This window comes from Pantoea sp. M_10 (assembly GCF_008631515.1).
GTDB lineage: Bacteria > Pseudomonadota > Gammaproteobacteria > Enterobacterales > Enterobacteriaceae > Pantoea > Pantoea anthophila.
On the sequence record NZ_VWUL01000001.1, the window covers coordinates 576,308 to 601,204 of the forward strand.

Annotated in this window: 21 protein-coding genes; 11 read left to right on the forward strand and 10 right to left on the reverse strand. The window is 58.8% G+C overall.

Annotated features, from left to right (window positions below; all coding sequences use genetic code 11):
* Positions 1 to 239: 239 nt before the first annotated feature.
* The 8 genes from F3I47_RS02740 to F3I47_RS02775 form a co-directional block, all read right to left on the reverse strand.
* A complete protein-coding gene (locus F3I47_RS02740; RefSeq protein ID WP_150030024.1) occupies positions 240 to 848 on the reverse strand; it encodes an ANTAR domain-containing response regulator in 609 nt (202 codons plus the stop codon).
* Entirely contained in the window at positions 845 to 2,002 is a 1,158-nt protein-coding gene (locus tag F3I47_RS02745) for a transporter substrate-binding domain-containing protein (RefSeq protein WP_140925117.1), read from the reverse strand. The genes F3I47_RS02740 and F3I47_RS02745 overlap by 4 nt, the downstream gene beginning before the upstream one ends.
* 43 nt (positions 2,003 to 2,045) lie before the next feature.
* Positions 2,046 to 3,752, reverse strand: coding sequence for a nitrilase-related carbon-nitrogen hydrolase (locus tag F3I47_RS02750; protein WP_150030025.1), 1,707 nt, complete (start codon positions 3,750 to 3,752; stop codon positions 2,046 to 2,048).
* Positions 3,752 to 5,245 carry a cytosine permease gene (locus F3I47_RS02755; protein WP_009090700.1) on the reverse strand — a complete coding sequence of 498 codons (1,494 nt, stop codon included), beginning with the start codon at positions 5,243 to 5,245 and terminating at the stop codon, positions 3,752 to 3,754. Before F3I47_RS02755 ends, F3I47_RS02750 begins: the two co-directional genes overlap by 1 nt.
* A gap of 320 nt (positions 5,246 to 5,565) precedes the next feature.
* Complete coding sequence (locus tag F3I47_RS02760) at positions 5,566 to 6,207, reverse strand: response regulator transcription factor (RefSeq protein ID WP_058956608.1); 642 nt, start codon at positions 6,205 to 6,207, stop codon at positions 5,566 to 5,568.
* Positions 6,200 to 7,579 (reverse strand): PAS domain S-box protein, encoded by a 1,380-nt coding sequence (locus tag F3I47_RS02765; RefSeq protein ID WP_255470362.1) that lies wholly within the window; start codon positions 7,577 to 7,579, stop codon positions 6,200 to 6,202. Before F3I47_RS02765 ends, F3I47_RS02760 begins: the two co-directional genes overlap by 8 nt.
* 225 nt (positions 7,580 to 7,804) lie before the next feature.
* Entirely contained in the window at positions 7,805 to 8,350 is a 546-nt protein-coding gene (locus tag F3I47_RS02770) for an RNA polymerase sigma factor (RefSeq protein ID WP_058956610.1), read from the reverse strand.
* Between the two features lie 34 nt (positions 8,351 to 8,384).
* A complete protein-coding gene (locus F3I47_RS02775) occupies positions 8,385 to 8,642 on the reverse strand; it encodes a hypothetical protein (RefSeq protein ID WP_150030026.1) in 258 nt (85 codons plus the stop codon).
* On the opposite strand from F3I47_RS02775, the gene sctW reads away from it, so the two are divergent.
* Genes sctW through sctU form a run of 11 tightly spaced genes read left to right on the forward strand, consistent with a single transcriptional unit; the run spans position 8,625 to position 18,979 of the window.
* Entirely contained in the window at positions 8,625 to 9,767 is a 1,143-nt protein-coding gene (gene sctW, locus F3I47_RS02780; RefSeq protein ID WP_150030027.1) for a type III secretion system gatekeeper subunit SctW, read from the forward strand. The genes F3I47_RS02775 and sctW overlap by 18 nt on opposite strands.
* A gap of 10 nt (positions 9,768 to 9,777) precedes the next feature.
* Positions 9,778 to 11,901 carry a type III secretion system export apparatus subunit SctV gene (gene sctV / locus F3I47_RS02785; protein ID WP_150030028.1) on the forward strand — a complete coding sequence of 708 codons (2,124 nt, stop codon included), beginning with the start codon at positions 9,778 to 9,780 and terminating at the stop codon, positions 11,899 to 11,901.
* A 2-nt stretch (positions 11,902 to 11,903) separates the two neighbouring features.
* Complete coding sequence (locus F3I47_RS02790; RefSeq protein WP_150030029.1) at positions 11,904 to 12,770, forward strand: FHA domain-containing protein; 867 nt, start codon at positions 11,904 to 11,906, stop codon at positions 12,768 to 12,770.
* Positions 12,770 to 14,128: a type III secretion system ATPase SctN gene (gene sctN, locus F3I47_RS02795; RefSeq protein WP_140028429.1), complete on the forward strand. Its 1,359-nt coding sequence runs from the start codon at positions 12,770 to 12,772 to the stop codon at positions 14,126 to 14,128. The genes F3I47_RS02790 and sctN overlap by 1 nt, the downstream gene beginning before the upstream one ends.
* Positions 14,106 to 14,570: a hypothetical protein gene (locus tag F3I47_RS02800; RefSeq protein WP_150030030.1), complete on the forward strand. Its 465-nt coding sequence runs from the start codon at positions 14,106 to 14,108 to the stop codon at positions 14,568 to 14,570. Before sctN ends, F3I47_RS02800 begins: the two co-directional genes overlap by 23 nt.
* Positions 14,567 to 15,115, forward strand: coding sequence for a type III secretion system HrpP C-terminal domain-containing protein (locus F3I47_RS02805; protein ID WP_150030031.1), 549 nt, complete (start codon positions 14,567 to 14,569; stop codon positions 15,113 to 15,115). Before F3I47_RS02800 ends, F3I47_RS02805 begins: the two co-directional genes overlap by 4 nt.
* Positions 15,112 to 16,155: a FliM/FliN family flagellar motor switch protein gene (locus tag F3I47_RS02810; protein ID WP_150030032.1), complete on the forward strand. Its 1,044-nt coding sequence runs from the start codon at positions 15,112 to 15,114 to the stop codon at positions 16,153 to 16,155. The genes F3I47_RS02805 and F3I47_RS02810 overlap by 4 nt, the downstream gene beginning before the upstream one ends.
* A gap of 5 nt (positions 16,156 to 16,160) precedes the next feature.
* Positions 16,161 to 16,814, forward strand: a complete 654-nt coding sequence (gene sctR / locus F3I47_RS02815) for a type III secretion system export apparatus subunit SctR (protein WP_058956618.1) — start codon at positions 16,161 to 16,163, stop codon at positions 16,812 to 16,814.
* Between the two features lie 7 nt (positions 16,815 to 16,821).
* On the forward strand, positions 16,822 to 17,082 hold the full coding sequence (sctS, locus tag F3I47_RS02820) for a type III secretion system export apparatus subunit SctS (protein WP_111208903.1): 261 nt from the start codon (positions 16,822 to 16,824) through the stop codon (positions 17,080 to 17,082).
* Positions 17,082 to 17,897, forward strand: coding sequence for a type III secretion system export apparatus subunit SctT (gene sctT, locus F3I47_RS02825; protein WP_150030033.1), 816 nt, complete (start codon positions 17,082 to 17,084; stop codon positions 17,895 to 17,897). Before sctS ends, sctT begins: the two co-directional genes overlap by 1 nt.
* On the forward strand, positions 17,894 to 18,979 hold the full coding sequence (sctU, locus tag F3I47_RS02830; protein ID WP_150030034.1) for a type III secretion system export apparatus subunit SctU: 1,086 nt from the start codon (positions 17,894 to 17,896) through the stop codon (positions 18,977 to 18,979). Before sctT ends, sctU begins: the two co-directional genes overlap by 4 nt.
* 27 nt (positions 18,980 to 19,006) lie before the next feature.
* On the opposite strand, the gene F3I47_RS02835 is transcribed toward sctU, so the two are convergent.
* Together F3I47_RS02835 and F3I47_RS02840 are read right to left on the reverse strand one after the other, a co-directional pair.
* Positions 19,007 to 19,417, reverse strand: coding sequence for a type III secretion system chaperone (locus F3I47_RS02835; protein WP_150030035.1), 411 nt, complete (start codon positions 19,415 to 19,417; stop codon positions 19,007 to 19,009).
* 35 nt (positions 19,418 to 19,452) lie between these two features.
* The gene (locus F3I47_RS02840; protein WP_150030036.1) at positions 19,453 to 24,852 is read right to left on the reverse strand and encodes an AvrE-family type 3 secretion system effector; all 5,400 of its coding nucleotides are present in this window, start codon (positions 24,850 to 24,852) and stop codon (positions 19,453 to 19,455) included.
* Positions 24,853 to 24,897: the final 45 nt, after the last annotated feature.

A 24,897-nucleotide genomic window follows, 5' to 3' on the forward strand; every position in this document is an offset into this window, starting at 1 on the left:
CATAAAATACAATATTAAAAAATTATAAAAATCAATAGAATGAAGTGAGAGTCACCGTTCAGCGTTTGATTAAAAGCTGTTTTTTTCATGGAGCTTTATCAAGCCCATGAAATCTGACAGACTCCTTAAATCCACGCAACCGCGTGGATTTTTCATTGCACACCCTCCTGCTCTCTCCCGTAACAACGCAGCCCGAAATGCCTCCACCCCCCTGTCCCCCACCCCACAAAAAAAGCCCCCTATTCTACCAGCAGTGATTTCAGCCGGCTGAGCCAGGCCTCCGTGTCATTCAACAGCGCACAGCTGAGATTTTCAATGGTCATGTGTTGCGCCATTGAGGCGCGGCGCAGCAGGCTGTAGGCATCATCCTCATCCAGCCCCAGCGCGTTCATCACCCGCAGCTGTGCGGAGAACAGAAACTTACGCGCCTGAAGTCGCTCCTCCTGCCGCCGGAGCTGTGCGTCGAGCTGGCTGATGTGGGCGGCATGGTTGAGCGCCAGGGTAAAAGCGGTCATCACACCATCAAAGCGCACCGGTTTACGCATATAGCTGTCGATCTTCTGTTCAGCAATCCACTGCAAGCGCGAGGGCGTTTCAATGGCGGTAAGCGCTACCTTTGGCAGCGCGGGCCAGGGGAGCGGGTTCGTGGGGTGAAACAGGGTGGAGTTATCCCCGTCGAACACCAGTAACTGCTGGTCAGCCAGCTGGTTCTCATCCGGAAACACCGTACAGAACAGCCCCTCAATGCCTATGCGGCTGAACTGCTGCGCCAGATGGTGGTTATCACGGTCGGAACAGCCGATCACACACACTTTTAATCCGCGCATCTGTACGTTTTTTCGGCTCATTCGTCACCTCCGCGTGGCATGAGGCTTGCGAGATCCACCCTGGCCAGCCAGGGATCGGGTTTCACCGCAGCTTCCGCCTGCCAGAAACTCTCCAGCCTGCCGTTGTGGCATCGCGCCAGATGCGGCGTCAGCCAGCAGTGATTATTGTCGGCGTCGAGGCGGATCCGTCCGGCGGGCGAATCCATCTCATCCTGCAATACCGCATTACGCACACCGTCCACATCTGCATTGCCGTGGCGCGCAATGGCTCTCGCCAGCAAATGTCCGGCGAGCCAGGCACTCTCGCTGTCCACTGACGGGGAAACCTGCTCACCAAAGCGCTGATGATAGCTGCTCAGAAAACGGTGGTTGGCGGCGCTGTCAATCGACTGAAACCAGCTGGCAGAAACCAGATATCCCTCTAATGCCTCTGCACCAATTAACTGCACTTCCGGTTCACACAGCGTCAGGCTGAGCTTCAGCACCTCGTTTAGCCACGGCTGCTGCTGGCAGGCCTGGTGCCAGGCACGATAGAAACTGTAGGCGCTTTTACCGACCATGGTATTCAGGAGGACTTTCGGGCGGCAGGCGATAATATCCGCGATTAATGCCTCCACGTTTTCGTCCCCCATCGGCAGTAATTTACTCTGCAATACGCTGCCGCCCGCGGGGATGACGGCTTCACGAGTCAGGCGATCCATCTCCCATGACCAGACATAGTTAGAACCAATGTGATAGATCTCCGCTGCCTGCTGCTGTAACAGCCAGCTGAGCATCGGCAGGATATGCTGGTTGGGACTGGCCCCCAGGTAAATCACGCTATTGCTGCTCTCAAACCCTTCATAGCGTGCGGAATGCCACAGCAGCGCGTTGGCACCTTCGATCAGCGGCAGAATGGTCTTCCGCGCCGCAGACGTGTAGCAGCCAATCACATGACGTACCCCGTGGCGATAGAGTAAGTCGTGGCAATAGTCGTAATAGAGATCCAGTGACCCCTGCGGATCGCGGATCACGGGCGCCAGGGTAAACGGATGGGCGGGATTGGCGTTTATCTCCTCAATCGCCAGCAGGATGCCGTTGAGCATCTCGCGCCCGATCACCGCATAATCGCCTGACACTGAATAGAGAATACCGACCGGAATAACGGGTTTAGGCAGCGGCTGAGTGGCAGTCATAATAGCTCCTGAATCAGCGCGGCCCGCAGGCCGCGTCTGTGGCTCATTTCGGTGATGAAGCAATCAGCGCAGTGTAGAAATGCGGCTGACGCATCAGCACCAGGTCTTTACGCCTTACCACATGATCGGGGTAAGGATCGCCGGCTGATCCCGTGGAGATATCCAGCAGCGCCAGCTCCTTCGCACCGGTCGCTTTCGCTTCCCTGCGTGGAAAGGCAAAGGTATCCGGCCCGTATATTCCGCTCAGGCCAAAGCTTTCGCCTGCCGCGGCGGGCCAGTTGGCAAAAGCCAGCCAGACATTATTCTCTCCCGCCCGAACGCGTGGCAGCAGCCAGTGGTAAGGATCGGCGCCGCGCGGGATCGGCCAGACATGCGGTATCGCCGTGCCCGCGTGCGCCATGGGCAGAGGTGAATGAAGCTGCGCCGGGCAGGCGATGATGTCGCAGCCTTCCAGCGCCAGAATGCGGGCCGCTTCCGGCACCAGCAGATCTTCACCCAGCAGAATACCGACACGCCCGCACGGCAGATCGCACGTCACCCACTGATCCCCTGCGCAGGCCCAGTGCCGATCCTGGTCGCTGAGGTGAATCTGGCGATAGTACGCGTTGACTCCCTCACTGCTCGCCAGCAGCGCGCTGTTGTAGCACTGCTCCCCTTCCCGCTCGGCGAACCCTGCAAGCAGCGCGATATCCAGCTCCATCGCCAGTGCGACCAGCGCCTGTACAGGCGCATCCTCCCGCGACAGCGCGCAATGGTTGCCGTCACCCCCGGTCAGCGCGCGCTCCGGCAGGATCAGCAGTTCCGCGCCCTCTGATTTCGCCTGTCCGGCCCAGTGCCGGATCTGTGCCAGATTGGCATTTACCTCGTCTTGCGGGCGAAACTGCGCCACCGCAATACGGGACGCTTTGCCCTCAGGCAGGGGGTCACACCCATATAAGCCAAAAAAGTCCGCGGGGTTCCAGAGGAAAGTGTTGGTCATCAGCCGCTGATAGAGCTCAGGCCGGCGCTTGTTAAGCTGTGGATTCTCCTGCGGAAGGGGTAACTCAGCGCTGAGTACCTGATCGCCGCTGTCGCAGCTGGCCAGCACATTTCCCTGGCTATCCACAATGCAACTTCCGCCGCTGAACTGCACGCCCCGCTCCCATCCCCAGCGGTTACTTTCAATCAGCGCACAGCCGTTCTCCCAGGCGCGCGTGAGCCAGTAAGGCGCAGGAGTGCGTTCAGCCAGCCAGTTACTGATGTGGCAGATAATCTGTGCGCCCCCAAGTGCGGCCAGCCGGGCAGTTTCAATAAAGTGAATATCCATACAGACCAGCAGCGCAATATTGCCGATCTCAGTCTGAAAGACCTGATGCCCGCCATCACCGTTAGCCGCCCATTTCGGTTCCGAAATATAGGGATGCGTTTTACGGTGGACGCCCATCACGCCCTGCGGGCCGACCAGAATGGCGCTGTTATAGTAGAGGTCGGTTACCCTGTCCCGCTCCGGCATGCCAAAGACCAGAAAGCAGTTAAACTCACGCGCAATCGCAGCGAATGCCTGGCTGGTGGGGCCGTCTGCCGTTTCTGTGTAGGGGGCGACCTCCGCACGATCCTGCCAGCAGTAGCCGGTAGTGGCCATTTCCGGCATCACGATTAAGCGTGCGCCGTCACGTGCCGCCTGAGTGGCTAATGCCAGCAGTCGGGCGACGTTTTCCTCTTTTCTGAACTGCGTGGGTTCAAACTGAATGGTTGCAACGTTGATGCGCATTATTCGGCCTCCTTGCTCAGTAAGGGTTTAAACACCGGTTTTGGCCCCTGGTAAGCATCAGAGGGTTTCCAGCTGGTTTGCATATCTTCCGGAAAGGTTTTGAAGTAGTAGCTGCCGCGGGTCGCCACGCTGATAGCGACATGCAGCACAGGGCCAACCAGCATGGCAATAAATGAGGCGTACACCATCGGATAGAGGCCCAGCACGCCTGCCGCGCCTGTTGCCACCGCGACGCACAACGCAATGACGCCGGACGGATTCCACATCCGCAGATACGCTTTGCGATACTCCACGAAATCGGAAGGCGCAAGGTGCAGCACTTTGCGGCAGATAAAGTAATCCGCAAGGATAATAAAGACCCAGGTGTTGGTGAGAATGCCGGTAATGGAGAGGAACGTGCCGGTATACTGCAGGATATTGCAGATATAGAACAGCACGCCGAGCAACCAGACCAGCAGCATCCACCACTGGCGTCCCGGGCGATAGTTAAACGCCATATCCATGGTGTTCGACAGGGCAATCGAACCTGAGTAGAGATTCAGGACGTTTATACGGATCTGGGTGATCACCGCAAATAACACGCCGGTCAGCCCCATAATCAGCGGGAAGACGAAGCCCGGATCGAGCGCCAGCGACCAGACATCCTCGCCCTGAATATGCGGCATCAGGGTGTAGGCCATAAAGGCTCCAAACAGCATGACGACAACAATTGGGATCAGCATCCCCAGCATGATCGTTGCGGTGCCTTTATGCGTGATCCCCGGACGGGCAAAACGACCGTAGTCAGTGGCCATCAGTCCCTGAAAAACAATCTGCCCGTTGGCCATATTCATCACCAGCCACAGGGCGTTACTGTCCGCCTCTCCTTTCGGCTGCCAGCCGCTGAAGCTGACCGCCGGATAGTGGTGCGTTAACTGCCAGATACAGAAGCCGAACAGCACAATGAAAATGGGAACGCCCCAGGTTTGCAGGAACTGCATGGATGACATGCCTTTCCAGACAAACCAGATGGCGGCCAGCCCCATCAGCGCAAAGATAGCGATGCCGGTCAGGGAGTTGACCGGCACGCCCGCATAGTTGGCGATGGCGTGAGACACAATGGTGCCTTCAAACAGGAAATAGAAGATGAAGTTGACGGCGTAAATCAGCGAGGTGAAGGCGGAGCCCATATAGCCAAACCCCAGGCCGCGCGTCATCAGATTGAGTGAGAGCCCCTCTTTACTCGCCATCTTCATAATGCATGAGCCAATCAGGGTGGCGAACACCACCATATAACCGATCGGCAGCAGCAGCATTGGCCAGCCGACCTGGTAGCTCATGTCTGCCCCGAGGCTGAACCAGAACATCGCGGTAGAGTTGCCCAGCAGCACCAGAATAATGGCCGGAATCGGCCAGCGATAGTGCGCCGGCACACGGCCCACCGCGTAATCCTCAACGGCCTCTGCTTCGGTAATATCCTGCGGCCCCTGAAACCATGCTTTTAACTTACTCATAGATTTGCTCCAAAAAAAAGCCCCGCCGGCAGCATTGCTGGCAGGGCTTCTTCGCCTGAAATCGATGTTGTGGAGTGGCTGCTCGCCACAGGCCGCTTACCAGGCTACGGTGCCTGTTCCTGCCCGGCAGGATGCGGTAACGATAAGGAAGCAATTAATGCGCCAACTGTTAAAAGCGGCGCATACAGGCGGTAGAGAGGCGGATGGCAGGCGTGAGACGCCTAATGCCGGTGCAGCGCGCACCATGGTGATCCAGACGCAGCAGACACGCTTTGACAGACAGCCACCGCCCGAAACGCATCAGGCGGTGGCTGACGACCTTACTGCACCAGGTTATGGCGCAGGGAATATTTCACGATGTGGGCGTTATTGGTAAATTTCATCCGCTTCATCATGCGTGACTTGTAGGTGCTGACGGTTTTATTACTGATGGAGAGCGCATCGGCGATCGCATTGATCGACTCCCCGTGGGCCAGCATGATCATAATCTGCCGCTCGCGCATCGTCAGACTCTCATGAGGTGCACGATTATTACTCTGGTAGTCGGAAAAGATAATCTCCTGCGCCAGATCGTGATCGATATAGCGTGATCCCTGCGCCACGGTGCGGATCGCTTTCAGTAAAACATCCGGCGACTTGTCTTTCGTGATATAGCCCAGTGCGCCATTGTTTAACACCCGCCGGGTAATCTGTGGCTCGTTGTACATGCTCAGTACCAGAATACGCAGCTGAGGATAGAGGGGCATCAGGCGCGTGATCAGATCTTCTCCGCTCATGCCCGGCATCGAAATATCCAGCAGCAGCAGATCGACCTCGTGCTGGCGCAGGCGTTCCAGCACCTGGCCGCTATCTGAGGCTTCGGCTGCCACTTCGATGTTGTCATCCAGCGCAAAAATCTGCTTCAGGCCCTCGCGCATAATGGCATGATCGTCGGCAATCATCAGACGTATGCATTTACTCATCGGTTAATACTCCCGGTTTTCGGACAGGATGGGCTGATTTAACACTTCCGGAGAGAGGAAACTTCAGTTTAACCCGGGTGCCTTTACCGGGTGTGCTGGTGATGGTCGCTTCTCCATTCAACATGCGTCCACGCTCCTCGATCCCGTGCAGCCCGCACGTTCCCTTCTTCACACGGTGCAGATGAAAGCCTTTCCCGTTATCGACCACTTCAATCAGCAGCGCATCCGGCGTCAGTTTAACGAAGATATAGACGTTGCTGGCCTGGGCATGACGGACGATATTGGTGAGAGATTCCTGAACCACGCGGAATGCCGCTGTCAGCGTCACCTCATCCAGCACCACGGTGTGTTCGTCAGGTGCCAGCAGAATGCAACGAATGCCATTGTTTTTTATGAACTGATCCCGCAGCCACTCCAGCGCAGGAACCAGGCCCAGATTGAGTACATTGGGGCGCAGGCGGGTCGAGACATCACGCACCACCTGGATAGTGCTGTCCAGATGCGCCATCAGCGCCTGAATTTTCGCCTCCTGCGCATCGACAGAGAGATCTTTACGCATCGCCAGCAGCGATAACCCCGTGCGCAGCGCGGTCAGCTGCTGGCCCAGCTCGTCATGAATATCACGCGCCAGCTGTTTCTTTTCCGCTTCCCGCGCCCGCTCCAGATTATGCGTCAGCAGCCTTAACTCCTCTTCGGTCTGGCGGATAGCGGTAATATCGCGCCCGACCGCCAGCACACTCATCAGTTCGCCTTGCAAATCATATTCCGGTACGCAGCGCACATGCAGGATGCGTTTCTCTCCCTTACGCCTGACCACCAGCTCATCTTCAGCCACTTTTTCATCCACCATGGTGCGTGAGACCAGCTTAAACAGGCTCAGGCCGATCCCCCCGCGCTGCACGCTTTCGGTCAGCGGCAGCCGGGTGATGTCGGTTTCGCTAAGGTTAAAGCCGTTGCGAACCGCCAGGTTGGCGTAGAGGCTGCGGGTCTGCAAATCAAAACGTAAAATGAGGTCAGGAGAATTTTCCACGACCTGATGAAGCTGTTTTTCCCGCAGTTGCTGCTGCTCTTTTTGCCGACGGATTTCATCCATGTCGCGCACAATGCATAAGATATGTAATTCACCCTCCTGTTCATATCCGCTGCAACTGACCTCAACGGGAAAAACATGATGGCGACCGGTGTGATGTGATGTGAATTGTATGCCTTCCGGGCGGGTACTGAGTTTCCACCACAGGGCAAAAACATCATTGTCGCGCAGCTCTTTATCAATGACGTCAAAGCTGATTTGCGAAAATGTTTCGCGCGAATAGCCTGTCAACTGGCAGGCCTTGTCGTTGACATATTTGATACAGAGCTGACTGTCTATCAAATATATTGCATCATGAATTTTGTTTAAGGCGATATCTGATAAGCTGGTGATATTCGCCTCATGATTGTCATCCTGGTCAGATACACCCTGTAAAAGCATTATTCCCTCCGGAGATTTATCACGCCGCAGAGAATAAATTTCCAGCGGCATGACAGTCTTTACCCGCTAAATATTAACGAGCTGATAATTTTAGCAGTGAATCTGCCATTTTTCGTATTTGCCCGATCAGGCGTAAATTCTCCCCTTCAGCGTTTCCCGTGCCCGTGAAAGTCGGGATCGGACAGTGCCGACCGGGATATCTAACTGCTGCGCAATATCCTGATAGCTGCCCTCTTCCTCAACCAGGATAGAGAGCATAACCCTGACATCTTTCGATAAAATTTCAAGAGAGGCCAGCGTATGGCTGAGTAATTGCCGGTTTTCCGTCAGATCGCTGGGGTCATTATCCAGCAACAGATCGGCGGTGATTTCATCATTAAGATGATCAAACAGATAGTGTATCTGTTTCGCTTTGTAATAGTTACGAATCAGATTTACCGCAATACCAAATACCCAGGTTTCCGGGCGGGATGCGCCACGGAACTTATGCCGGTTACATAACACTTCAAGACAGGTCATTTGCAGGATGTCATCGGCATCTTCATGGCTGGCAATACGTTTCCGGATGAAGTTTAACAGCTTCTTATTATGCGTAACGAAGATCTCATCCCAGTTGACGTTAATTGCAAAGGGTGACTCTGCAGCAGCGGATACGAGCGTTGAATTGATCATCTTTTCTCTCTCTGAATGGTAGCCAGTGATTACGCTACTCAGCAAGAGATATGCCATCCGCAGCTCTCTTAATAACTCCCTGTTTGTGAAAACAATTAATTTTTAATACAGATTTTTCTGAGAAATTTTTTTCCTTACCGCCGGCTGATTGATGCAAAAAATTGCACTGATTTCCCGGCGAAATTATTTTCACTTTTTTTTGCTGCTTTTTTTCGGAACCGATATGCGTGCTTTGACACAGAAAGAGAGTAATGACCACTGAGGATGGCTGGCGATGCTCAAAATACAACATGCGATTCCGGCACTGGCGCACTCGCTAAAAGCCCTGCATAAAAACACACCACAGACCGTGGTTAAAAATAGCGTGCCGGATAATGTCCGCGTGCGGGAAACGTCTTTGAATGACGCGATGGAAGAAATTGGCGCCGCGTTCAGTGAAAAGATGGAGCGTAAACAAAAGGCGCAGGAGCGCCGCAATGCCTCACGTCACCTGCAGCGTGGCAGACACGCGATTAGCAAGGTCGGCGAGCTGAACGCGCTATTTTCCCTGCTTGATGGCGGTGATGAACAGCAGACATCAGATCAGATGGCGTGGCTGCGCAGCGCGCTGCGCCAGACTCCGCCGCCGGACAGCGACACCGTGCTGGAAAAAAGCGGCGGCGATCCGGCACGCACCGCGCTGCTGCTGCGCATGCTGGGCGAACAGGCACAGGATGAAGGCGACAGAGAACTGGCCACGCAGGCCGGGGCACAGCTGGAAAGCCTGCAGAAAAGCCACGGTCAGACCATTCGGGCTGGCAACAACACGGCATCAGCTATCGCCGGCTATACCCGTGATCCGCAGCGAAAACAGTCGCTGCGCGACCTTTATTACGACGGCATCGTCCACCAGCAGTCTGCCACCATGATGCTGGATATGCTGCTGGAGAGGATGGGCTCGCGTCATCTCCAGCCGACGCTGCGCACCCTGCAGCGCGCGCTGGCGGATGATATCGCCGCCCTTGCCCCCTCCATCAGCGTGACGGCCCTTTGCCGAATCCAACGCAGCCTGCGCGATGCCGCCGGGATAAGCCAGACGCTGAGCGACAGCCAGGTCTTTCTGCAGCGCATGCGGAGCAGAGTGCCCGACGTTGCCATGAACAGCCTGACGCTGGCCCGGCGTATGTTGCAAATCAGCCATAACGGCGCCTGGCAGAGTGATTTTAACGGTCTGGCAGAGGAGATTGTCGGCCAGGAGACACACCATCGGCCGCTCTTTTTCAGTTCGCTGTTTCCGCTGCTGTACGGTGTGCCTCCCTCACTGTGGCACGAGCGGGAAAACCGTGACAACGCGCTAAAACTGCTGCGCAGCATCATTACGGACGTCAACAAAACAGAGCAGCAGCAGCAACGCCGCAACCGGACCGCGGCGTCGTGAGGCCATAACGATGAATACCCTGTTTCAGATACTGAATCGCATCGCAATCAGCGCCATGCAACGCTCCGAAGTCGTGGGGGCGGCATTTGCTATGGCGCTGGTGTTTATGCTCATCATACCGCTACCGCTGCCTTTAATTGATGCGCTGATAGCGCTCAATATCTGCCTCTCCTCCCTGCTGGTCGTACTGGCCATGTATCTGCCAAAGCCGCTGGCGTTCTCAACCTTTCCCGCCGTGCTGCTGCTGACCACTATGTTTCGACTGGCGCTCTCTATCTCGACGACCCGCCAGATCCTGATCCAGCAGGATGCCGGTCATGTGGTGGCCGCCTTCGGTAATTTTGTGGTGGGTGGCAACCTGGCGGTAGGGATGGTGATGTTTCTGATCCTGACCGTGGTCAACTTCCTGGTGATCACGAAAGGTTCCGAACGGGTGGCCGAAGTGGCGGCGCGGTTTACCCTGGATGCAATGCCCGGTAAGCAGATGTCTATCGACAGCGATCTGCGTGCCGGCCTGATTGATGTGGTGCAGGCAAAAAACCGGCGCAGTGAGCTGGCTAAAGAGAGCCAGTTGTTCGGAGCAATGGATGGCGCAATGAAGTTTGTTAAGGGTGACGCCATTGCCGGGCTGGTGATTGTGGTGATCAACCTGATTGGTGGCATCAGCATTGGTGTGCTGCAGCTGGGTATGCCTGCCGGTGAAGCGATGCATATCTACTCGATTCTGACCATTGGTGACGGACTGATCGCGCAGATCCCGGCGCTGTTAATTTCGCTGACCGCCGGGATGCTGATCACGCGCGTCTCCTCAGACGATGAACAGACGGTCGATCATAATATCGGCCGCGAGATTGCCGAGCAGCTGACCAGCCAGCCAAAAGCGTGGCTGTTCTCCTCAATGGGAATGGTGGGCTTTGCCCTGCTGCCCGGTATGCCCACGGCGATCTTTTTAGTACTGGCCGCGCTGACGATGATTAGCGGTGGTTTTCAGATCTGGCGCGTCAGAAAAACCCTGAATCTGGCGCAGCCACAAATGGAAAATGAGGTCATTCCGCCTGAGCTGAACGGCAGGGAAGATCTGCGTCAGTTCAATCCCACGCGACCTTATCTGATCAACTTCTCCTCCTCATGGCGGGGTCATCCGGAGATGCTGGAGCTGGTGCAGGATATTCGCCGCCTGCGTAACCGCATCGTTTACCACTTCGGCTTTACCCTGCCCGCCTTCGATATCGAGTTTCTCGACCAGCAGGCGGAAGATGAGTTTCGTTTCTCGGTGTATGAGATCCCGAAAGTAAAAGGCACCTTTACCGTGTCGCACCGGGCGGTGAAGCGCAGCTGGCTGGACACGTTAGCCGCTGCCGACAGGGAGAGCGTGACAGAGGGTGATGAGCAGCGTCGGGAGGAGGACATTATCTGGCTGACGGCAGATCATCCGCTGCTGCAAAACGAAGAGGTCGAACAGTGGTCGGCACGCGAAATCCTGGTCAGGCGCATGGAGAACGCGATTCATGCCAGCAGCCCCCATTTTATTGGTCTGCAGGAAACCCGCGCACTGGTGAGCTGGCTGGAATCGGAGCAGCCGGAGCTCGCCCAGGAGTTACAGCGCGTGATGCCCCTCTCACGTTTCTCCGGTGTCCTGCAAAAACTGGTTGCCGAACGGATTCCGCTGCGATCCGTCCGCGCGATAGCCGAAGCCCTGATCGAACATGGACAGCATGAGCGCGACATCTGGCTGCTGACCGATCAGGTGCGTATCTCGCTAAAAAATCATCTCTGTTACCAGTATGCCCGGCCGGACGGCCTGCATGTCTGGCTGCTGACACCGGAACTGGAAGAACAGTTACGCGACTCGCTGCGTCAGACGCAAAACGACCTGTTCTTTGCGCTAACCCATGAGCAGATCAGCGCCATTCTCCCGCTCATCGCCAGCGCCTTCCCGGTTGACACGCCGGAAAGCGCCGTGCTGCTGGTCGCGCAGGATTTGCGCAGCCCGCTGCGCGGGCTTATCCAGGAAGAGTTCCACTATGTGCCGGTGCTCTCGTTTGCAGAGTTGCAACCTCATCTCGCCGTCAATGTGCTGGGGCGTATCGCGCTGGATCCGGCCGCTTATTCACTGAACTCGTGGGAGAATTAATCATGTTCGAGCTGCGCGTGCTGTCTGGCCTGCATTTAGGCGCCGCGTTACCCCTCTTCGGCGAGAGCTGGCTGATTGGCCACGCCGAAGAGGCCGATCTTATGCTTAGCGATGCGCACGTGGCTGCCCGTCACTGCCAGTTGCGCCGGACCGGGACTGGATGGCAGATTCAGCCGGACGGCGGCGAAGCATCAGGTATCAACCCTGAAGAAGCGTTTCAGATCGCTGACGTCTGGCTCTGCGTTGCGCGCACAGAGACACCGTGGGCCGCCTGTATGCCTCCTGCGTCGCCACCCCAGCCCGACGAACCGGCTGCCGCGACACCTGAGCACGTCCCCCCTGCTGCTGCACGCAAAGGGATATTCCCCCGCACGCTTCGCACGCTGGCCTGGAGCCTGATGCTGCTGCTCACCCTGACGGTCATGAGCTGGGTTTTGCAGCCTACCGTTGCCCAGACCCAGGTTACCGCCCCCCGGTCACAGCACACCCACGCCGCGATGCAGGCCCCGTTACAGAAAATGTTGCGTGAACGCGATCTGGCACGCGTCGTGAAGCTGGATATGCACAACCAGCGCCTGCGTCTGCGAGGGCACCTCACTCAGTCACAGATGCAAATCTTTAACCGGATGCTGGCGCGCTTTAACGCCACCTACCCCAGCGAGACTCCGCTGAATAATGAGGTCCGGCTGCTGAAGGTCAGGCTGCCATTTCGTATTGTGCAGATCACCACCGGAAGCCGCGCCAATATCGTCACCGATGAGGGGCAGCGTCTGTTTGTCGGCGATGAAGTGGACAACCTGAGGCTGGTCGCGATAACCCCTGACCAGATTGAGTTTAACGGTCGCGAAAACATCAAGGTGAGCTGGTAATGACAGTGGCGCTGGAACAGTGGTATCAACAGCAGCGGCAGCGGATTGCCCGCTTTTCGCCGGTCGAAAGCTTTGGCCGTATCACCGGGATTAACGGGATTTTGCTGGAAAGCAGCCTGCCTCAGGCGCGGATTGGCGACCTCTGCCAGATCGTCAGGGATGACGGCCAGAGGGTGCTGGCAGAGGTGGTCGGCTTCAACCCGCAGCACACGCTGCTCTCAGCCCTCGGCCAGCTCGACGGCATTGCCCGGGGGGCGCGCGTGATTCCGCTGCGTCTGCCGCATAGCATTGTGGTGTCGGACGCCCTGCTTGGCAGCGTGCTGGACGGCTTTGGTCGCCCTCTGGATCCCGACCAGCACGGCGCATTCGCCCTGCCCGGTACCGCAGAAAATGCCGTGAGCGTGCTGGGTGATGCCCCGGCTCCCACCGATCGTCCGCGCATTGCGACGCCGCTCCCAACCGGCATTCGCGCAATTGACGGTCCGCTGACCCTCGGCGTGGGACAGCGCGTAGGGATCTTCGCCGGCGCGGGCTGCGGGAAAACCACCCTGCTGGCGGAGATCGCCCGTAATACGCCCTGCGATGTCATCGTTTTTGGCCTGATCGGGGAACGTGGACGTGAACTGCGCGAGTTTCTCGACCATGAACTGGATGAGGCGCTGCGCAGCCGGACGGTGCTCATCTGCGCCACATCCGATCGCAGCAGTATGGAGCGCGCCAGGGCGGCGTTCACCGCCACGGCTATCGCTGAAGCCTGGCGCGACAAGGGCAAGCGCGTGCTGTTGATTCTCGACTCCCTGACCCGCTTTGCCCGCGCCCAGCGTGAAATCGGTCTCGCACTGGGCGAGCCGCCGGGCCGCGGCGGCCTGCCTCCTTCGGTTTATACCTTGCTGCCTACCCTGCTGGAGCGCGCCGGGCAGACCTCACGCGGGTCGATTACCGCTCTCTATTCCGTGCTGATTGAAGCCGACTCGATGAACGACCCGGTCGCGGACGAAGTGCGATCCCTGATTGATGGCCACATTGTGCTGACCCGTCGTCTGGCGGAGCGCGGTCACTACCCGGCTATCGATGTACTGGCCAGCCTGAGCCGCACCATGAGCAACGTCGCGACGCGCGAGCATCTGCACGCCGCCACGCAGCTGCGCCGCATGATGTCCGCCTGGCAGCAGGTCGAGATGTTAATCCGCCTGGGTGAATACCAGCCGGGCCATGATGAGATGACGGATGCGGCAGTCTCGGCGCAGACGGCAATTAATCACTATCTGCAACAGGTGATGCACGCGCCCTGTGACTATGACACCACACTGCACCACTTATCGGAGGTAAGCCAGCATGCGCCATCATCCGCTGCCTGATCACGACACACTCCCTGATGAGAAAAACAGAGAGCTGGAGCAGGCCTTTTCTCTGCTGCTGCCGATTCGCCGCCAGCGCTTACGCCGCTGTGAACGGTTGCAACGGCAGGCGGAGCAGGTGCTGCGCGAAACAGAATGTCAGGCCGCCGAAGCGGAAAGCCAGCTCGACGCCGCCCGGCAGCATTATCAGCAGCTGCGCGAAAGCTTTGCCGGACGCCACCAGTCGGGGCTGCAGAAGCAGGAGCGTCTTGTCGGCGGCCTGACCAGGGAGCGCGAGGCCAGCGAGGCGGTAAACGGGCAGCGTACTCAGCTGCAACAGTGCCGCACAGAGCAGATGACGCAGCAGCAGCAGGTGCAGCACGCACAGCAGCAGACACAGGCACGTCTGCGTGATGTGGAAAAGCTGGAATATCTGATGGCGCACAGCGAGGCATTACGATGACAGCCTTACCCCACCCGCCGCAAAAGCATACGGCAACGCCTGCGCGTCCGGAGGTGTCGCGCCGTATGCCGCAAAGCGGCTCTTCAGAAGCGACGGCATCCGGCCGGCCTTCCCGCGCCGAACCGTTCCGCGAAGCGCGCGCTGAGTTTGACGCGCTGCTGCTCACTCCCGGCGAAACGCCGCCACTGCCACAACCGCTGATCCTGCCGTGGGAAGGCCCCTGCTCTTCCGGTCCGTCGTTATCCCCGGATGAAGCCCCTGCCGCCTCGCCGGTCAGGGCCTGGCAACAGCTGGAGCCGCCTTTGTGCGGCATGGTAGAAAAGCAGCCTGCCGGACCGGTCGCCATGACGCTGCTGCTGCCGCTGCTGGGCGAAGTGGATGCCCGCCTGACGCCTTTTGCGGCGGGCTGGGATATCAGCCTGCGCTTTGCGCCCCCCGCCATGAACATGATGGCAGCCCATCAGGAGCGCTGCCGGGCCTCGCTGCGCCGCCGGATGGCCTGTGCTGTCCGCCTGCGCTTTGAACAGCGCGGAGGCCAGGAATGACGCCCCTGATCCTGCGCACCTTGCCGCGCGAGGAAGCCAGCCTGCGCCAGCGTATCGGCCACGGTCTTCGCTTTGCGTTCACCCTGGCAGGCGACGCGGGTGAGCTTCAGCTTCGGCTTGCCGATGCCGCCGGGCGGCCACCGACACACCACTTCTTCTGCCGGGCGGGAGAGTTATCCCTGACGGGAAGCGAAGCGCTGCTGAGTCTCTTTTCCACCTGCCCGCTGATGCCCAATGCCGGGGCGTGCGCGGAGTGGTACTGGCCGCTCTTTAACCAGCATCTCAGCCCGGCGCTGCGCGCGCTGTTTGGCGACCTGACGCCGCATGACACTGCCTGCCCTCCGGTCGGAGGGATGTGGCTGACGCTGAGCGTCACGCTCAGCGAGGCGCAGGCGCACAGTCAGCTCTGTCTTGCGCCCGCTACGCTCGCGGCGTTGTTAAACCAGCCCGGCTGGGCGCCGCTGCCTGCGCCCCCCTGCAGCGATCTGCCGTTATCGCTGCCGCTGACACTGGGTGCGCTCTCGTTTACCCCCTCGCAGTTACGCACACTTCGCCCCGGTGATGTGGTTTTCCCTGCTACCCCCTGTTTTTTCCCGACCGGTCGCGGCGAGCTTCGCCTTGCACAGTTACACCTTGAGGGCGAATTGCTGTTCGGGGAGGGGCATCCTGCCCGTTTTCTTATTACCCGTCTGGAGAATACCTACATGAATGTGACCCCCGAAGAGAATATGCCTGCCGATACCCCCCAGCCGGAGGGCGACCTGACGGAAACCACGACGTCCGTGGCATCACCTTTTGATGCGCTGCCGCTGGCTTTAACCGTGCGCTGTGGCCATCTCAGACTGACGCTGGGTGAGCTGAATCGTCTGGATGTCGGCTCGACGGTCACGGTCGAGAATGTGGTGCCCGGCGAAGCGCTGCTGTGTCACGGCGAGTTTCCGCTGGCGAAAGGCGAACTGGTGGATGTCGAAGGACGGCTGGGACTACAGATTACCCATATGCTGCCGGGCGTGGCGAGCGTCGGGGATGTAAACAGATGATGCCGATGGAGATGGGGCCGCTGAACCCGATTATGCTGGCGCTGTTTCTCGGCGCGCTGGCGCTGCTGCCGATGATGCTCATCATCTGTACCAGCTTTTTAAAAATTACCATGGTGCTGCAATTAACGCGCAACGCCATGGGCGTGCAGCAGGTGCCGCCGACAATGGCCCTGAACGGCATCGCGCTGGCCGCCACGCTGTTCATTATGGCCCCGGTGTTCAGCGAGATGACCGACCGGCTGAAAGCGATGCCCGTCGATTTCAGCAGTATGGAGCGGCTCGACGATACCGCCGCTAACGGTATCGAACCGCTCAAAACCTTTATGCGCAAAAACAGCGACCCGGACATCGTTATCCATCTGCAGGAAAATGCCCAGCGTATGTGGCCTGAGAAGATGGCGAAAACGGTTACTCCGGACAATATGCTGCTGATAATCCCGGCCTTTGTGCTATCGGAGCTGCAAAACGGTTTCAAAATCGGCTTTCTGATCTTTATCCCTTTTATTGTCGTGGACCTGATTGTCTCCAATATCCTGCTGGCGCTCGGGATGCAGATGGTGTCGCCGATGACCGTTTCGCTGCCCCTGAAAATCCTGCTCTTTGTGCTGATCAGCGGCTGGACACGGCTGCTCGACGGGCTGTTCTACAGCTATTTATGAGGTTTTTATGGATATTCTGACGCTGTTTCGCCAGGGATTACTGCTGGTGGTGATCCTCTCCGCGCCGCCGCTGCTGGTTGCGGTCATCGCCGGGGTAATTATTTCACTGGTGCAGGCCGCGATGCAGTTGCAGGATCAGACCCTGCCGTTCTGCATCAAGCTGGTCGCCGTCGGCCTGACGCTGGCGCTCACCGGTCGCTGGGTCGGTGTTGAGCTGATGGAGCTGGCGCAGGCTGCGTTTGCGATGATGTCAACGGTCAGTGCCTGATGCTGACAGGTTACCCCCTCACTGATACCTTTCACGCGATCCTCGCGCTGGGACTCGGTATGGCGCGTATCTTCCCCTGCCTCCTGCTGACGCCGATATTCTCCTTCAGCGTGATTAAAGGGGGACTCCGCACCGCCATTGCCGTGGCACTGGCGCTGTTTATTGCGCCGGGCATCAAAGAACAGATTGATGCGCTTGAGCCGTCGATGCTGCTGCTGGCCGGCCTGGTTCTCAAAGAGTTACTGATAGGCATCCTGCTCGGCTTGTTGCTGGCGTTGCCTTTCTGGCTCTATGAGTCTGTCGGGGCGTTGTTCGATAACCAGCGTGGCGCGTTAATGGGGGGGCAAATCAACCCGCAGCTGGGGCCGGATGTGACGCCGCTGGGGAAACTGATGCAGCAGCTGCTGATACTGCTGCTGGTCACCGGGCTGGGATTATCGACCATCACGCAGGTGATCTGGGACAGCTATCATCTCTGGTCCGCCACACAGTGGATCCCTTTTCCTGGCGAGGCGGGGTTTCACGTCTGGCTTACGCGGGTGGGAAAACTCTTCAGTGATATGGTGCTCTATGCCGGACCGCCGGTGGCGCTGATGCTGCTGCTCGATTTTGTCATCGGTGTGATGAGCCTCTATAGCCCGCAGCTTCAGGCGACGGCCCTGACCATTCCGCTGAAATGCCTGCTTGGCATGCTGTTTTTTATCCTCTATCTGCCGCTGCTGGACCATCTGGGTCATGCGCGACTGTATGAACTGCGCGATCTCATCCCTCTCCTGTCACGGATCGTTGCCCCTGCAGCCGGAGGGACGCCATGAGCGAAAAAACCGAAGATGCCACTCCCCAGAAACTCCGGGAGTCGCGTAAAAAAGGCCAGGTCAGCCAGAGCCAGGATATCCCTAAGCTGCTGATCTCAATTGGTATCCTTGAAACCCTGTTTGCTATGGTGGAGAGCGGGATGCAGCGGATGCAGGCGATGATGCTGCTGCCGCTCTCCCGCCTGCGCGATCCGTTCGATCATGCGATGGAGGAGGTGATCGGGGAAAGTGTCACCGTTCTGCTGGTGCTGGTGGGGATCGCGTGCGCCATCGCCATCCTGCTGCGGGTCGTGGGTGGCTGGCTGCAGTTCGGCCCACTCTTTTCCACCGACGCGCTGACGCCGAAGCTGGATGCACTGAATCCGGTTAATCATCTGAAGACGCTCTTTTCCGCCCGTCAGTTTACCCAGCTTTTAACCAGCATCGTGAAAGCTGTCGTGATAGGCCTGGTAGTCTGGCAGGCGATCATGCCTGACCTCGGCAGCCTGGCTCAGCTGGCCCTTGGCGACCTCAACGGCTTCTGGCAGGGGGTGATGGCGCTGTTTATGAAAGTGTCGCGTCGGGTACTGATGGTCATGCTGATCATCAGCCTGTTCGATTTTGGTATTCAGCGCTATTTCTTTCTGAAGCAGCAGCGCATGAGCCATGAAGATATCAAAAACGAGTTTAAGCAGAGCGAAGGCGATCCGCATATGAAAGGCCACCGTCGCCAGGTGGCGCAGGCGATCCTGAATGAAGAGCCGGTGCCTGCCCGCGAGGTGAATGTGGAAGAGGCGGATGTGTTGCTGGTTAACCCGACCCATTTTGCCGTCGGCCTCTATTACCGGCCGGATGAGACGCCGCTGCCCCGTCTGCTGTTCAAAGCGTGTGATGAAGAGGCGCGCGCATTAATTGAAGAGGCGCAGCGCAAAAAGAGACCGGTGATCCGCTTTATCTGGCTGACACGCACCCTGTGGCGCACCACCCGCGAAGGCGCCTATGTTCCCCGCGAAACGTTAAATGCCGTCGCCCACGTCTACCGTCTGCTGCGGGAGCTGGAAGATCACTACCTGGATGAGGTGATTGAGATTCGGGAAGAGTGATGCGGAGGGCCACTCCGCATCAGTGCATCAGGCAGCCAGCATCTCCGGCAGCAACGTCCGGACTTCCTGAGCCTGGTGAATAAAGGCGAGCATCAGGGCGTTAAACGCAGCCGGCGTTAAACCGGCCAGCGGCTGCTGATAACAGAGCCGCATCTGCTCCTCTTCATCCAGCGCCAGCCAGCATCCACGCATTGCATACATGTCAAAGTTGAGTTTCATTAACCGCTGCCAGGTCACGAGCTGCGCGGCAAGCCGCGCTGAGGCGAAGAGCTGGCAATGCAGCAGTAACGTATCACTTCCCGGCGGAAGCTCCAGCACTACCGCCTCCCGGCCCTGCTCATCCTGCAACGCGCAGACGCCGTTGTCGAGCGTCAGAGCAATGCCCTGGCGGCGACCAAAATCGTCGAGCAGCCGCTGTACCTCTTGTTGCTGTGTCATCTTCAGCTCCTGTCAGTGTAAGGGGTGATCCGGGCTTAGCGTCGCCCGCGCTTGTCCTGCTGTCCGGCATTCGTTAACGCGTCCACCAGCGTCTGGCTGGCATGGGTTATATCGCCCTCCAGTGTGAAGGCGACAGGTGACCGCTGATTAACACCATAGTTAAAGGTAATTTTCCCCAGGTTACGGCTGATACTGACGCTGGCGGCACTGCTGCCCCCGGCGACAAACAGCGGCACAGAGATCCCCTCCTGTTTGGTATTGGTTTCACTAAAACCAATCGATTTAACCCGCAGGTATGTCCGGTCGCGCAGCAGCGCGGCGACCGTCTCCGGCTGGGTTTCCTGACGCAGCCACGCCTGCTGAAGGGCATAGCGCTGTTCATCATGCAGCTCAAGGGTGACCACCGCCTGGGTGTTACGGTTTTCTTGCAACTCGCGGATGATTGCTTTAAGCATGGGCTTCTCCTCCATAAAGCGGCTGATTGCCTCTGCGGCACTCTCTGGCAGTTCGCTGGCGAAGAGGCTATGCACGACATGCATCAGATTATTGCGGTCTACTTTGCGCAGATTACTGTATGTGCTCTGATACTCGGCACTGTTGAGCTGATGGCAGTGCAGCGCATGCGCACGGCGCTGCAAATCCAGTGCCCGGGCACTGTTAATGACGCCATACTGGCCATTTCCGGCTGGCGTCAGCGCCAGCAGATGGGTCAGCAGTTTGTCGAGCCTGTTCGCTGTGGCCTGCGACTCATCCTGAAGAAAGGTACTGAACCTGTCACTGCGTGCCTGTTCTGAGGCAGTTGTCGTGCCGTCCGCCTTATTCAGCGCCTCAAGCCTCTTTTTTTCGCCTTCAGACAGCGGACGCAGGGTGCCAGGATGCGCCTGGCGTTCGCTCAGGCTCTTTTTCAGCAGCACGTTCAGACCTGCAGAGCCCTCACTTTTCACTTTCTCTGGCGCTTTGTCCGCGTCTCTGAGCGCCTGCAGCAACGCATTGGTCTGCGGATCGTCAAAGTGCGTCTCTGTCTGCTCGATCAGCTTCTCCAGCTGGCGACGGTGAACAGGCTCCGCCCGGGCGATATCTATACTCATGCTGTGTCGGGTGCGGTTATCCATACTGGCCTGAATCGTGGTGCTGTTGACGCCAAACAGGGGGATACGCAGCCCGGATGAAGGACTCGCGGTAATGCCCACCCCGCCATTCAGACCAATGCTGGCGCTGACGGTGTTGAACATCCGCAGACGGTTATCACTGCGGCCCAGTGTACTGCCCGCCTCGCTCCGGGTGGTGGCACGCTCACGCTGCGCATTCAGGATATTCGTTCCCATCTGCGCCATGCCACCCGCGCGGATCATCACACGATTTTTCCTGCCTTCTCCGCCACTGATGGGATAGCGCAGGCCGCCACTGGCCAGCGCCATCGCAGTGGCATCCACGTTAAAGGTGAGTGTCGTGCCCTGCTTCACTTTATGACTGACACCTTTTTCCAGCAGTTCACCGGGATGAAGTTCACCCTGAATCAGCTGCGTGATAAAAGGCTGAAGTTCCGCCTCGCTCAGGGTAAAGCTGACGCTGTTCTGTAACTGGCGCTGCAGGGCAATGGCCACCATGCCACCCAGCCGCAGCGAGGGAACGATGCTGCGGTTGCCGCCAGACGCCGGGAGGGTCGTGGCGTCCGGCTGGCTCAGTGGGTTCCAGCCTGCGGCGCCAAACACCGTGCCGGTGCCGCCCCCGTTCCGGCTGAAGGTGACGTTGATACCACTTTCGCCGCGGGCGAAACTGGCGCTGTAGGCGCGATCAAGATTGCCCCGCACGCCCGGAATACCGATCACTTCCCCGCCGGGGATGACCGAGAGGGTCACCATGCCGCCGTAGTTGCGCCCAAAGCCGACGTTTTCCCCCGGCTCCAGCGCGTTGAGCGTCGTGAGAAGTTGCGCCGCCATCTGCTGCTGATCGGAGGCTTTCAGAACCGTGCGGGTCGTCATATTCAGGCCGTGGTGCGGCTTACTCAGCGCATTAATAAAAGATTTCATCGCGTCATAGCAGGCCTCCAGCTGGCGGTTATTCACAAAACCCTGAGCGGTGGCTTTCTGCACCAGATTTTCGCCATACTCCTCATCACGTAACAGACGCAATCGCGCTTTGATGGCTGCAATCTGTGTCGGGCTGGCCTGGCCGTGATCAACAGAGGCAGCCATCTGATCCACCACATCGTGCAGGGCGGCCATCATCAATCCGTCGAGGATCAGACGGGATTTCACCAGCCCCATCTCATCATGAGGATCGCGCATTCGCCCCAGTGGCGGCCGCGCCTTCTGGTGCCGGGCCACGACGCCGTTCGCGTGTAGCTGGCCAATCGCTGCCGGGCGCCCCTCACGGAGTGGATAGCGCCGGCAGACCTCATCCAGCCGGGCCAGCAGATTCTCATCATCACTGTACGGGTTGATCGCCTGGGTGGCAGCCCTGAGCCGTGAGGGATGAAACGCCTCTTTTTCACTTCCGTCACCGTGCAGCGCCCCACTATGCTGGCCGAGCTGGCTGCTGTGGTGCTGTACGCTGTCGGCAACCGTGTCGATAAAGGCGTGCAGATGGTCGATAAACGTCCGGTCGAAGGCGCGCGTATCGAGTGCGGCGAGGCGCGCCTGCAGCGTGCCGTACGCCGCCGCGTCAGGCGTGGCCAGCAACGTTTTAAGCCGCTCATAAAGATCCGCCTGTTGCGCATAGAGCGGACGCAGCCCTTCACGCCCCTGCCAGTGATGGCGCGTGGCGTACCAGGCGTTTTTCAGGGGTCTTGGCGTCGTCATCCGGGTATTGAGTAAATGCGCGCCAAGCCGATCGCGCAGGCGGCTGTTGACATGATTACCATCACGTCCGCTCATCCCGGCAATAGTGGTTTCTGCCTTCAGCGTCATGCCACGCACGTTGACACTTTTTGAGGCTTCATCAAGCCGCGCTATCGCTTTCAGCGGCGTCTGTCGCGAGACACCAGGGGGCGGCGCTGTCAGCTCAGACGCCGACATGACCCGCCAGCGGTTCTCATCCGTGAGAGGGAGTCGCGGGCCTGCACCGTCCGGCTGCCCCTCTGCCCTTTCAGGCGACGTTGCGGCCAGCTGCCATATCGCACTGCGCCCCTCTTTGTCGACCACCATCAGCGCTCCGCTGGCACTGTTATGCAGTCGCGCTAAGGGGCCCAGTTGCGGAGGCAGCGTGACTGGCTGCCAGCGTGCATCCGGGCGGCTGCCAGGCGAGGCGCGCCAGTCCGCTTCCGGCATCGTCCAGAGCCTGCCCTGTATGTCGAGGAGATAGAGACTGCGATTCTGATCGGTCGTGATATCGGTCAGCGTATTGCCTTCGCCGTTCGCGGGCAGCGTCGCGCGGGTGTGCGGCAGCGCGTTCGCAATGCCCGCCTTAGTCAGCGTTTGCATCATCCTGTGCGCCTGACGACGCCCGGCCTGGGTGCGGTGATATTGCAGGGTGTTGTTTTCACTGATTGCCGCACAGTTTTCGCCATCCAGTGGTGCAATGGCGCGTGCTTTATTGTTTTCGTCAAACCCTGGCAGAGGCAGCTCTACGCTCAGGCTGACGTTTAACTGCCGCAGGGCAAAACGGTGATGCGCGCCGTCAATCCGGTCACTCTTCTGGCTGATTTTTACCCGTGAAGGCAACCCGTCGCGGATCACCCAGCCATTTCCGTCCTGCGCCCGCTTCAGCGTGTCCGCCTTCTCCTGGCTCGCCTCCCAGCGCCCGGCATTTTTATCCCAGGCATACAGTTTACCTTCATGAACCGTTAACTGTCCGGTGCGGCCCGTATCGACTCTCTCATGCGCCAGGGGATGCGGCTGCAATAATCCGTTGTGATGATCCAGCACCAGACTCTCGCTGAGATTCCAGCGCGCCTCAAACCGCCCCTGCGCATTCAGCACACAGAGATGTTTCTGGTCTGCCTCGCTTTTCACCACGGCCATCAGTTCGCCATCCCGGTGGGAAACCAGGCTGCTTATCATGACCCCAGCCCCCAGCTGCTCTGAGAGGACTGTCTGATTCAGATCAGGCTGTAACACGATCTCGCTGCCCGGCTGCGCTGGCGGGAATGCTGCGCTCCAGAGCGTCCCCTCGCTGTTCAGCGCATAGAGACGTCTGTAATGCAGCGCCACACCGGTGGCGTGAAACGCCTGCCTGTCACCCGCCTGATTCCGGGCGCTGAGGGTTATTTTCTGCTGTTCCTCTTTTTTCGCGCTGAGGCGACTGAGCAACATAACCGACTGTCCGGCAGTTTTCTCATCACTGAGAAGCAGGAGTGCGGCACCGTGCGAGCCGACGCAGTAGGCGGTAATCTTATCGGTTTTTGCCGACTTTTCGCCGCTGGAGAGATTGTGCAGGCTCTTCTTGTCGTAAATGGCATACAGCATCCCATCAGGCTGCCTGCTTAACCGGCTGAAACTTTTTTCTTCCTCTTTATCGACCTGTTCCCAGCACATAGCGGCGTCGTTAAGCCGATAGAGCCGCCCGCCATGCTCCCGCCATTGCTCCGACACCGGCGCGCCTGACGGGGTCATCCCGGTTTCCTCGTCATCTGAGGGTTGAGGGGCGTGATGAAAGATGCCGGTCATCAGCGCAGAGACTGCCGCATCCGGTAGCGCCGCAAGCCGCTGCGGCGCGGTCAGCTGCGGCCAGGCAGGCATCGGACGGCTGCTGGTCAGACCGATAAACATCGTGGGCGACCCCTGTAGCGAAAAGAGCCTGCCGTCAGGGGCGATCAGGCCGTGCTGGCAATCGTCGTCGCTGGCCTGATGCGCCAGCCAGCGAAACTGCGGACTGGCCAGCGTTTCGCTGAGGAGAGCGGTAAGCGATTCCGACGCGCTCCGGATGACGTTTAACGTGCCATCCTCTGCCAGCGCCAGTCGGGCAGACTGCGGCTGCAGACCGCCCTGCCCGGTGGTCGCCTCCTCTTCGGCCGCACGGAACGCCTGCTGCTGCAGTGAATTGCGCTGGCTCTCCTGCAGCGCGCTGTAGCGTTCTTCTGCAATGGGCGAGAGCAGATGGCGGCGGCGTGACGGCCAGGGTTCCGGCTCAGGCATCGGACGTAAGGGGGGGACCTCGGGCGCGGCGTCACTGTGACGCCTCTCCGCCGCCAGGTCGCGGCTGTTCAGCTCCGGCGGGCGGGTGCTCTCTGGCACATCGGGCGGGGGCTGGCGGCGGCACTTATCCCGCAGGCGGCTGAGGCTCTGGCGCAGGCTGCCTATGCGCTGGCGGGCATCCGCTGCCCGCTGGCGCAGGGCTGGCGCGGGCTGACGGCTTACCTCCTGGTGCAGGGCGCCACCTGCGGTCTGCTGCGGGCGGCGGGAAAACTGACGTAGTGGAATAGCGTTATCGCTGCGGGCAGGCGACACAGATTGCGTCGCACGCAGACTTCCCGAAAACGGGAGGTGAATCGCCATGGTTGATCCTCGCTCAAATACGGCCCCGGCGATCAACCGGGGTCT

What these genes read in the sequence shown, in the direction of transcription:
- F3I47_RS02750 (WP_150030025.1), bottom strand. Translation starts at nt 3,752, where the DNA reads ATGCGCATCAACGTTGCAACCATTCAGTTTGAACCCACGCAGTTCAGA.
- sctV (WP_150030028.1), top strand. Translation starts at nt 9,778, where the DNA reads ATGAATACCCTGTTTCAGATACTGAATCGCATCGCAATCAGCGCCATG.
- F3I47_RS02805 (WP_150030031.1), top strand. Translation starts at nt 14,567, where the DNA reads ATGACAGCCTTACCCCACCCGCCGCAAAAGCATACGGCAACGCCTGCG.
- F3I47_RS02755 (WP_009090700.1), bottom strand. Translation starts at nt 5,245, where the DNA reads ATGAGTAAGTTAAAAGCATGGTTTCAGGGGCCGCAGGATATTACCGAA.
- F3I47_RS02840 (WP_150030036.1), bottom strand. Translation starts at nt 24,852, where the DNA reads ATGGCGATTCACCTCCCGTTTTCGGGAAGTCTGCGTGCGACGCAATCT.
- sctT (WP_150030033.1), top strand. Translation starts at nt 17,082, where the DNA reads ATGCTGACAGGTTACCCCCTCACTGATACCTTTCACGCGATCCTCGCG.
- F3I47_RS02760 (WP_058956608.1), bottom strand. Translation starts at nt 6,207, where the DNA reads ATGAGTAAATGCATACGTCTGATGATTGCCGACGATCATGCCATTATG.
- F3I47_RS02835 (WP_150030035.1), bottom strand. Translation starts at nt 19,417, where the DNA reads ATGACACAGCAACAAGAGGTACAGCGGCTGCTCGACGATTTTGGTCGC.
- F3I47_RS02810 (WP_150030032.1), top strand. Translation starts at nt 15,112, where the DNA reads ATGACGCCCCTGATCCTGCGCACCTTGCCGCGCGAGGAAGCCAGCCTG.
- F3I47_RS02745 (WP_140925117.1), bottom strand. Translation starts at nt 2,002, where the DNA reads ATGACTGCCACTCAGCCGCTGCCTAAACCCGTTATTCCGGTCGGTATT.
- sctR (WP_058956618.1), top strand. Translation starts at nt 16,161, where the DNA reads ATGGAGATGGGGCCGCTGAACCCGATTATGCTGGCGCTGTTTCTCGGC.
- sctN (WP_140028429.1), top strand. Translation starts at nt 12,770, where the DNA reads ATGACAGTGGCGCTGGAACAGTGGTATCAACAGCAGCGGCAGCGGATT.
- sctW (WP_150030027.1), top strand. Translation starts at nt 8,625, where the DNA reads ATGCTCAAAATACAACATGCGATTCCGGCACTGGCGCACTCGCTAAAA.
- F3I47_RS02775 (WP_150030026.1), bottom strand. Translation starts at nt 8,642, where the DNA reads ATGTTGTATTTTGAGCATCGCCAGCCATCCTCAGTGGTCATTACTCTC.
- F3I47_RS02770 (WP_058956610.1), bottom strand. Translation starts at nt 8,350, where the DNA reads ATGATCAATTCAACGCTCGTATCCGCTGCTGCAGAGTCACCCTTTGCA.
- F3I47_RS02790 (WP_150030029.1), top strand. Translation starts at nt 11,904, where the DNA reads ATGTTCGAGCTGCGCGTGCTGTCTGGCCTGCATTTAGGCGCCGCGTTA.
- F3I47_RS02800 (WP_150030030.1), top strand. Translation starts at nt 14,106, where the DNA reads ATGCGCCATCATCCGCTGCCTGATCACGACACACTCCCTGATGAGAAA.
- sctS (WP_111208903.1), top strand. Translation starts at nt 16,822, where the DNA reads ATGGATATTCTGACGCTGTTTCGCCAGGGATTACTGCTGGTGGTGATC.
- sctU (WP_150030034.1), top strand. Translation starts at nt 17,894, where the DNA reads ATGAGCGAAAAAACCGAAGATGCCACTCCCCAGAAACTCCGGGAGTCG.
- F3I47_RS02740 (WP_150030024.1), bottom strand. Translation starts at nt 848, where the DNA reads ATGAGCCGAAAAAACGTACAGATGCGCGGATTAAAAGTGTGTGTGATC.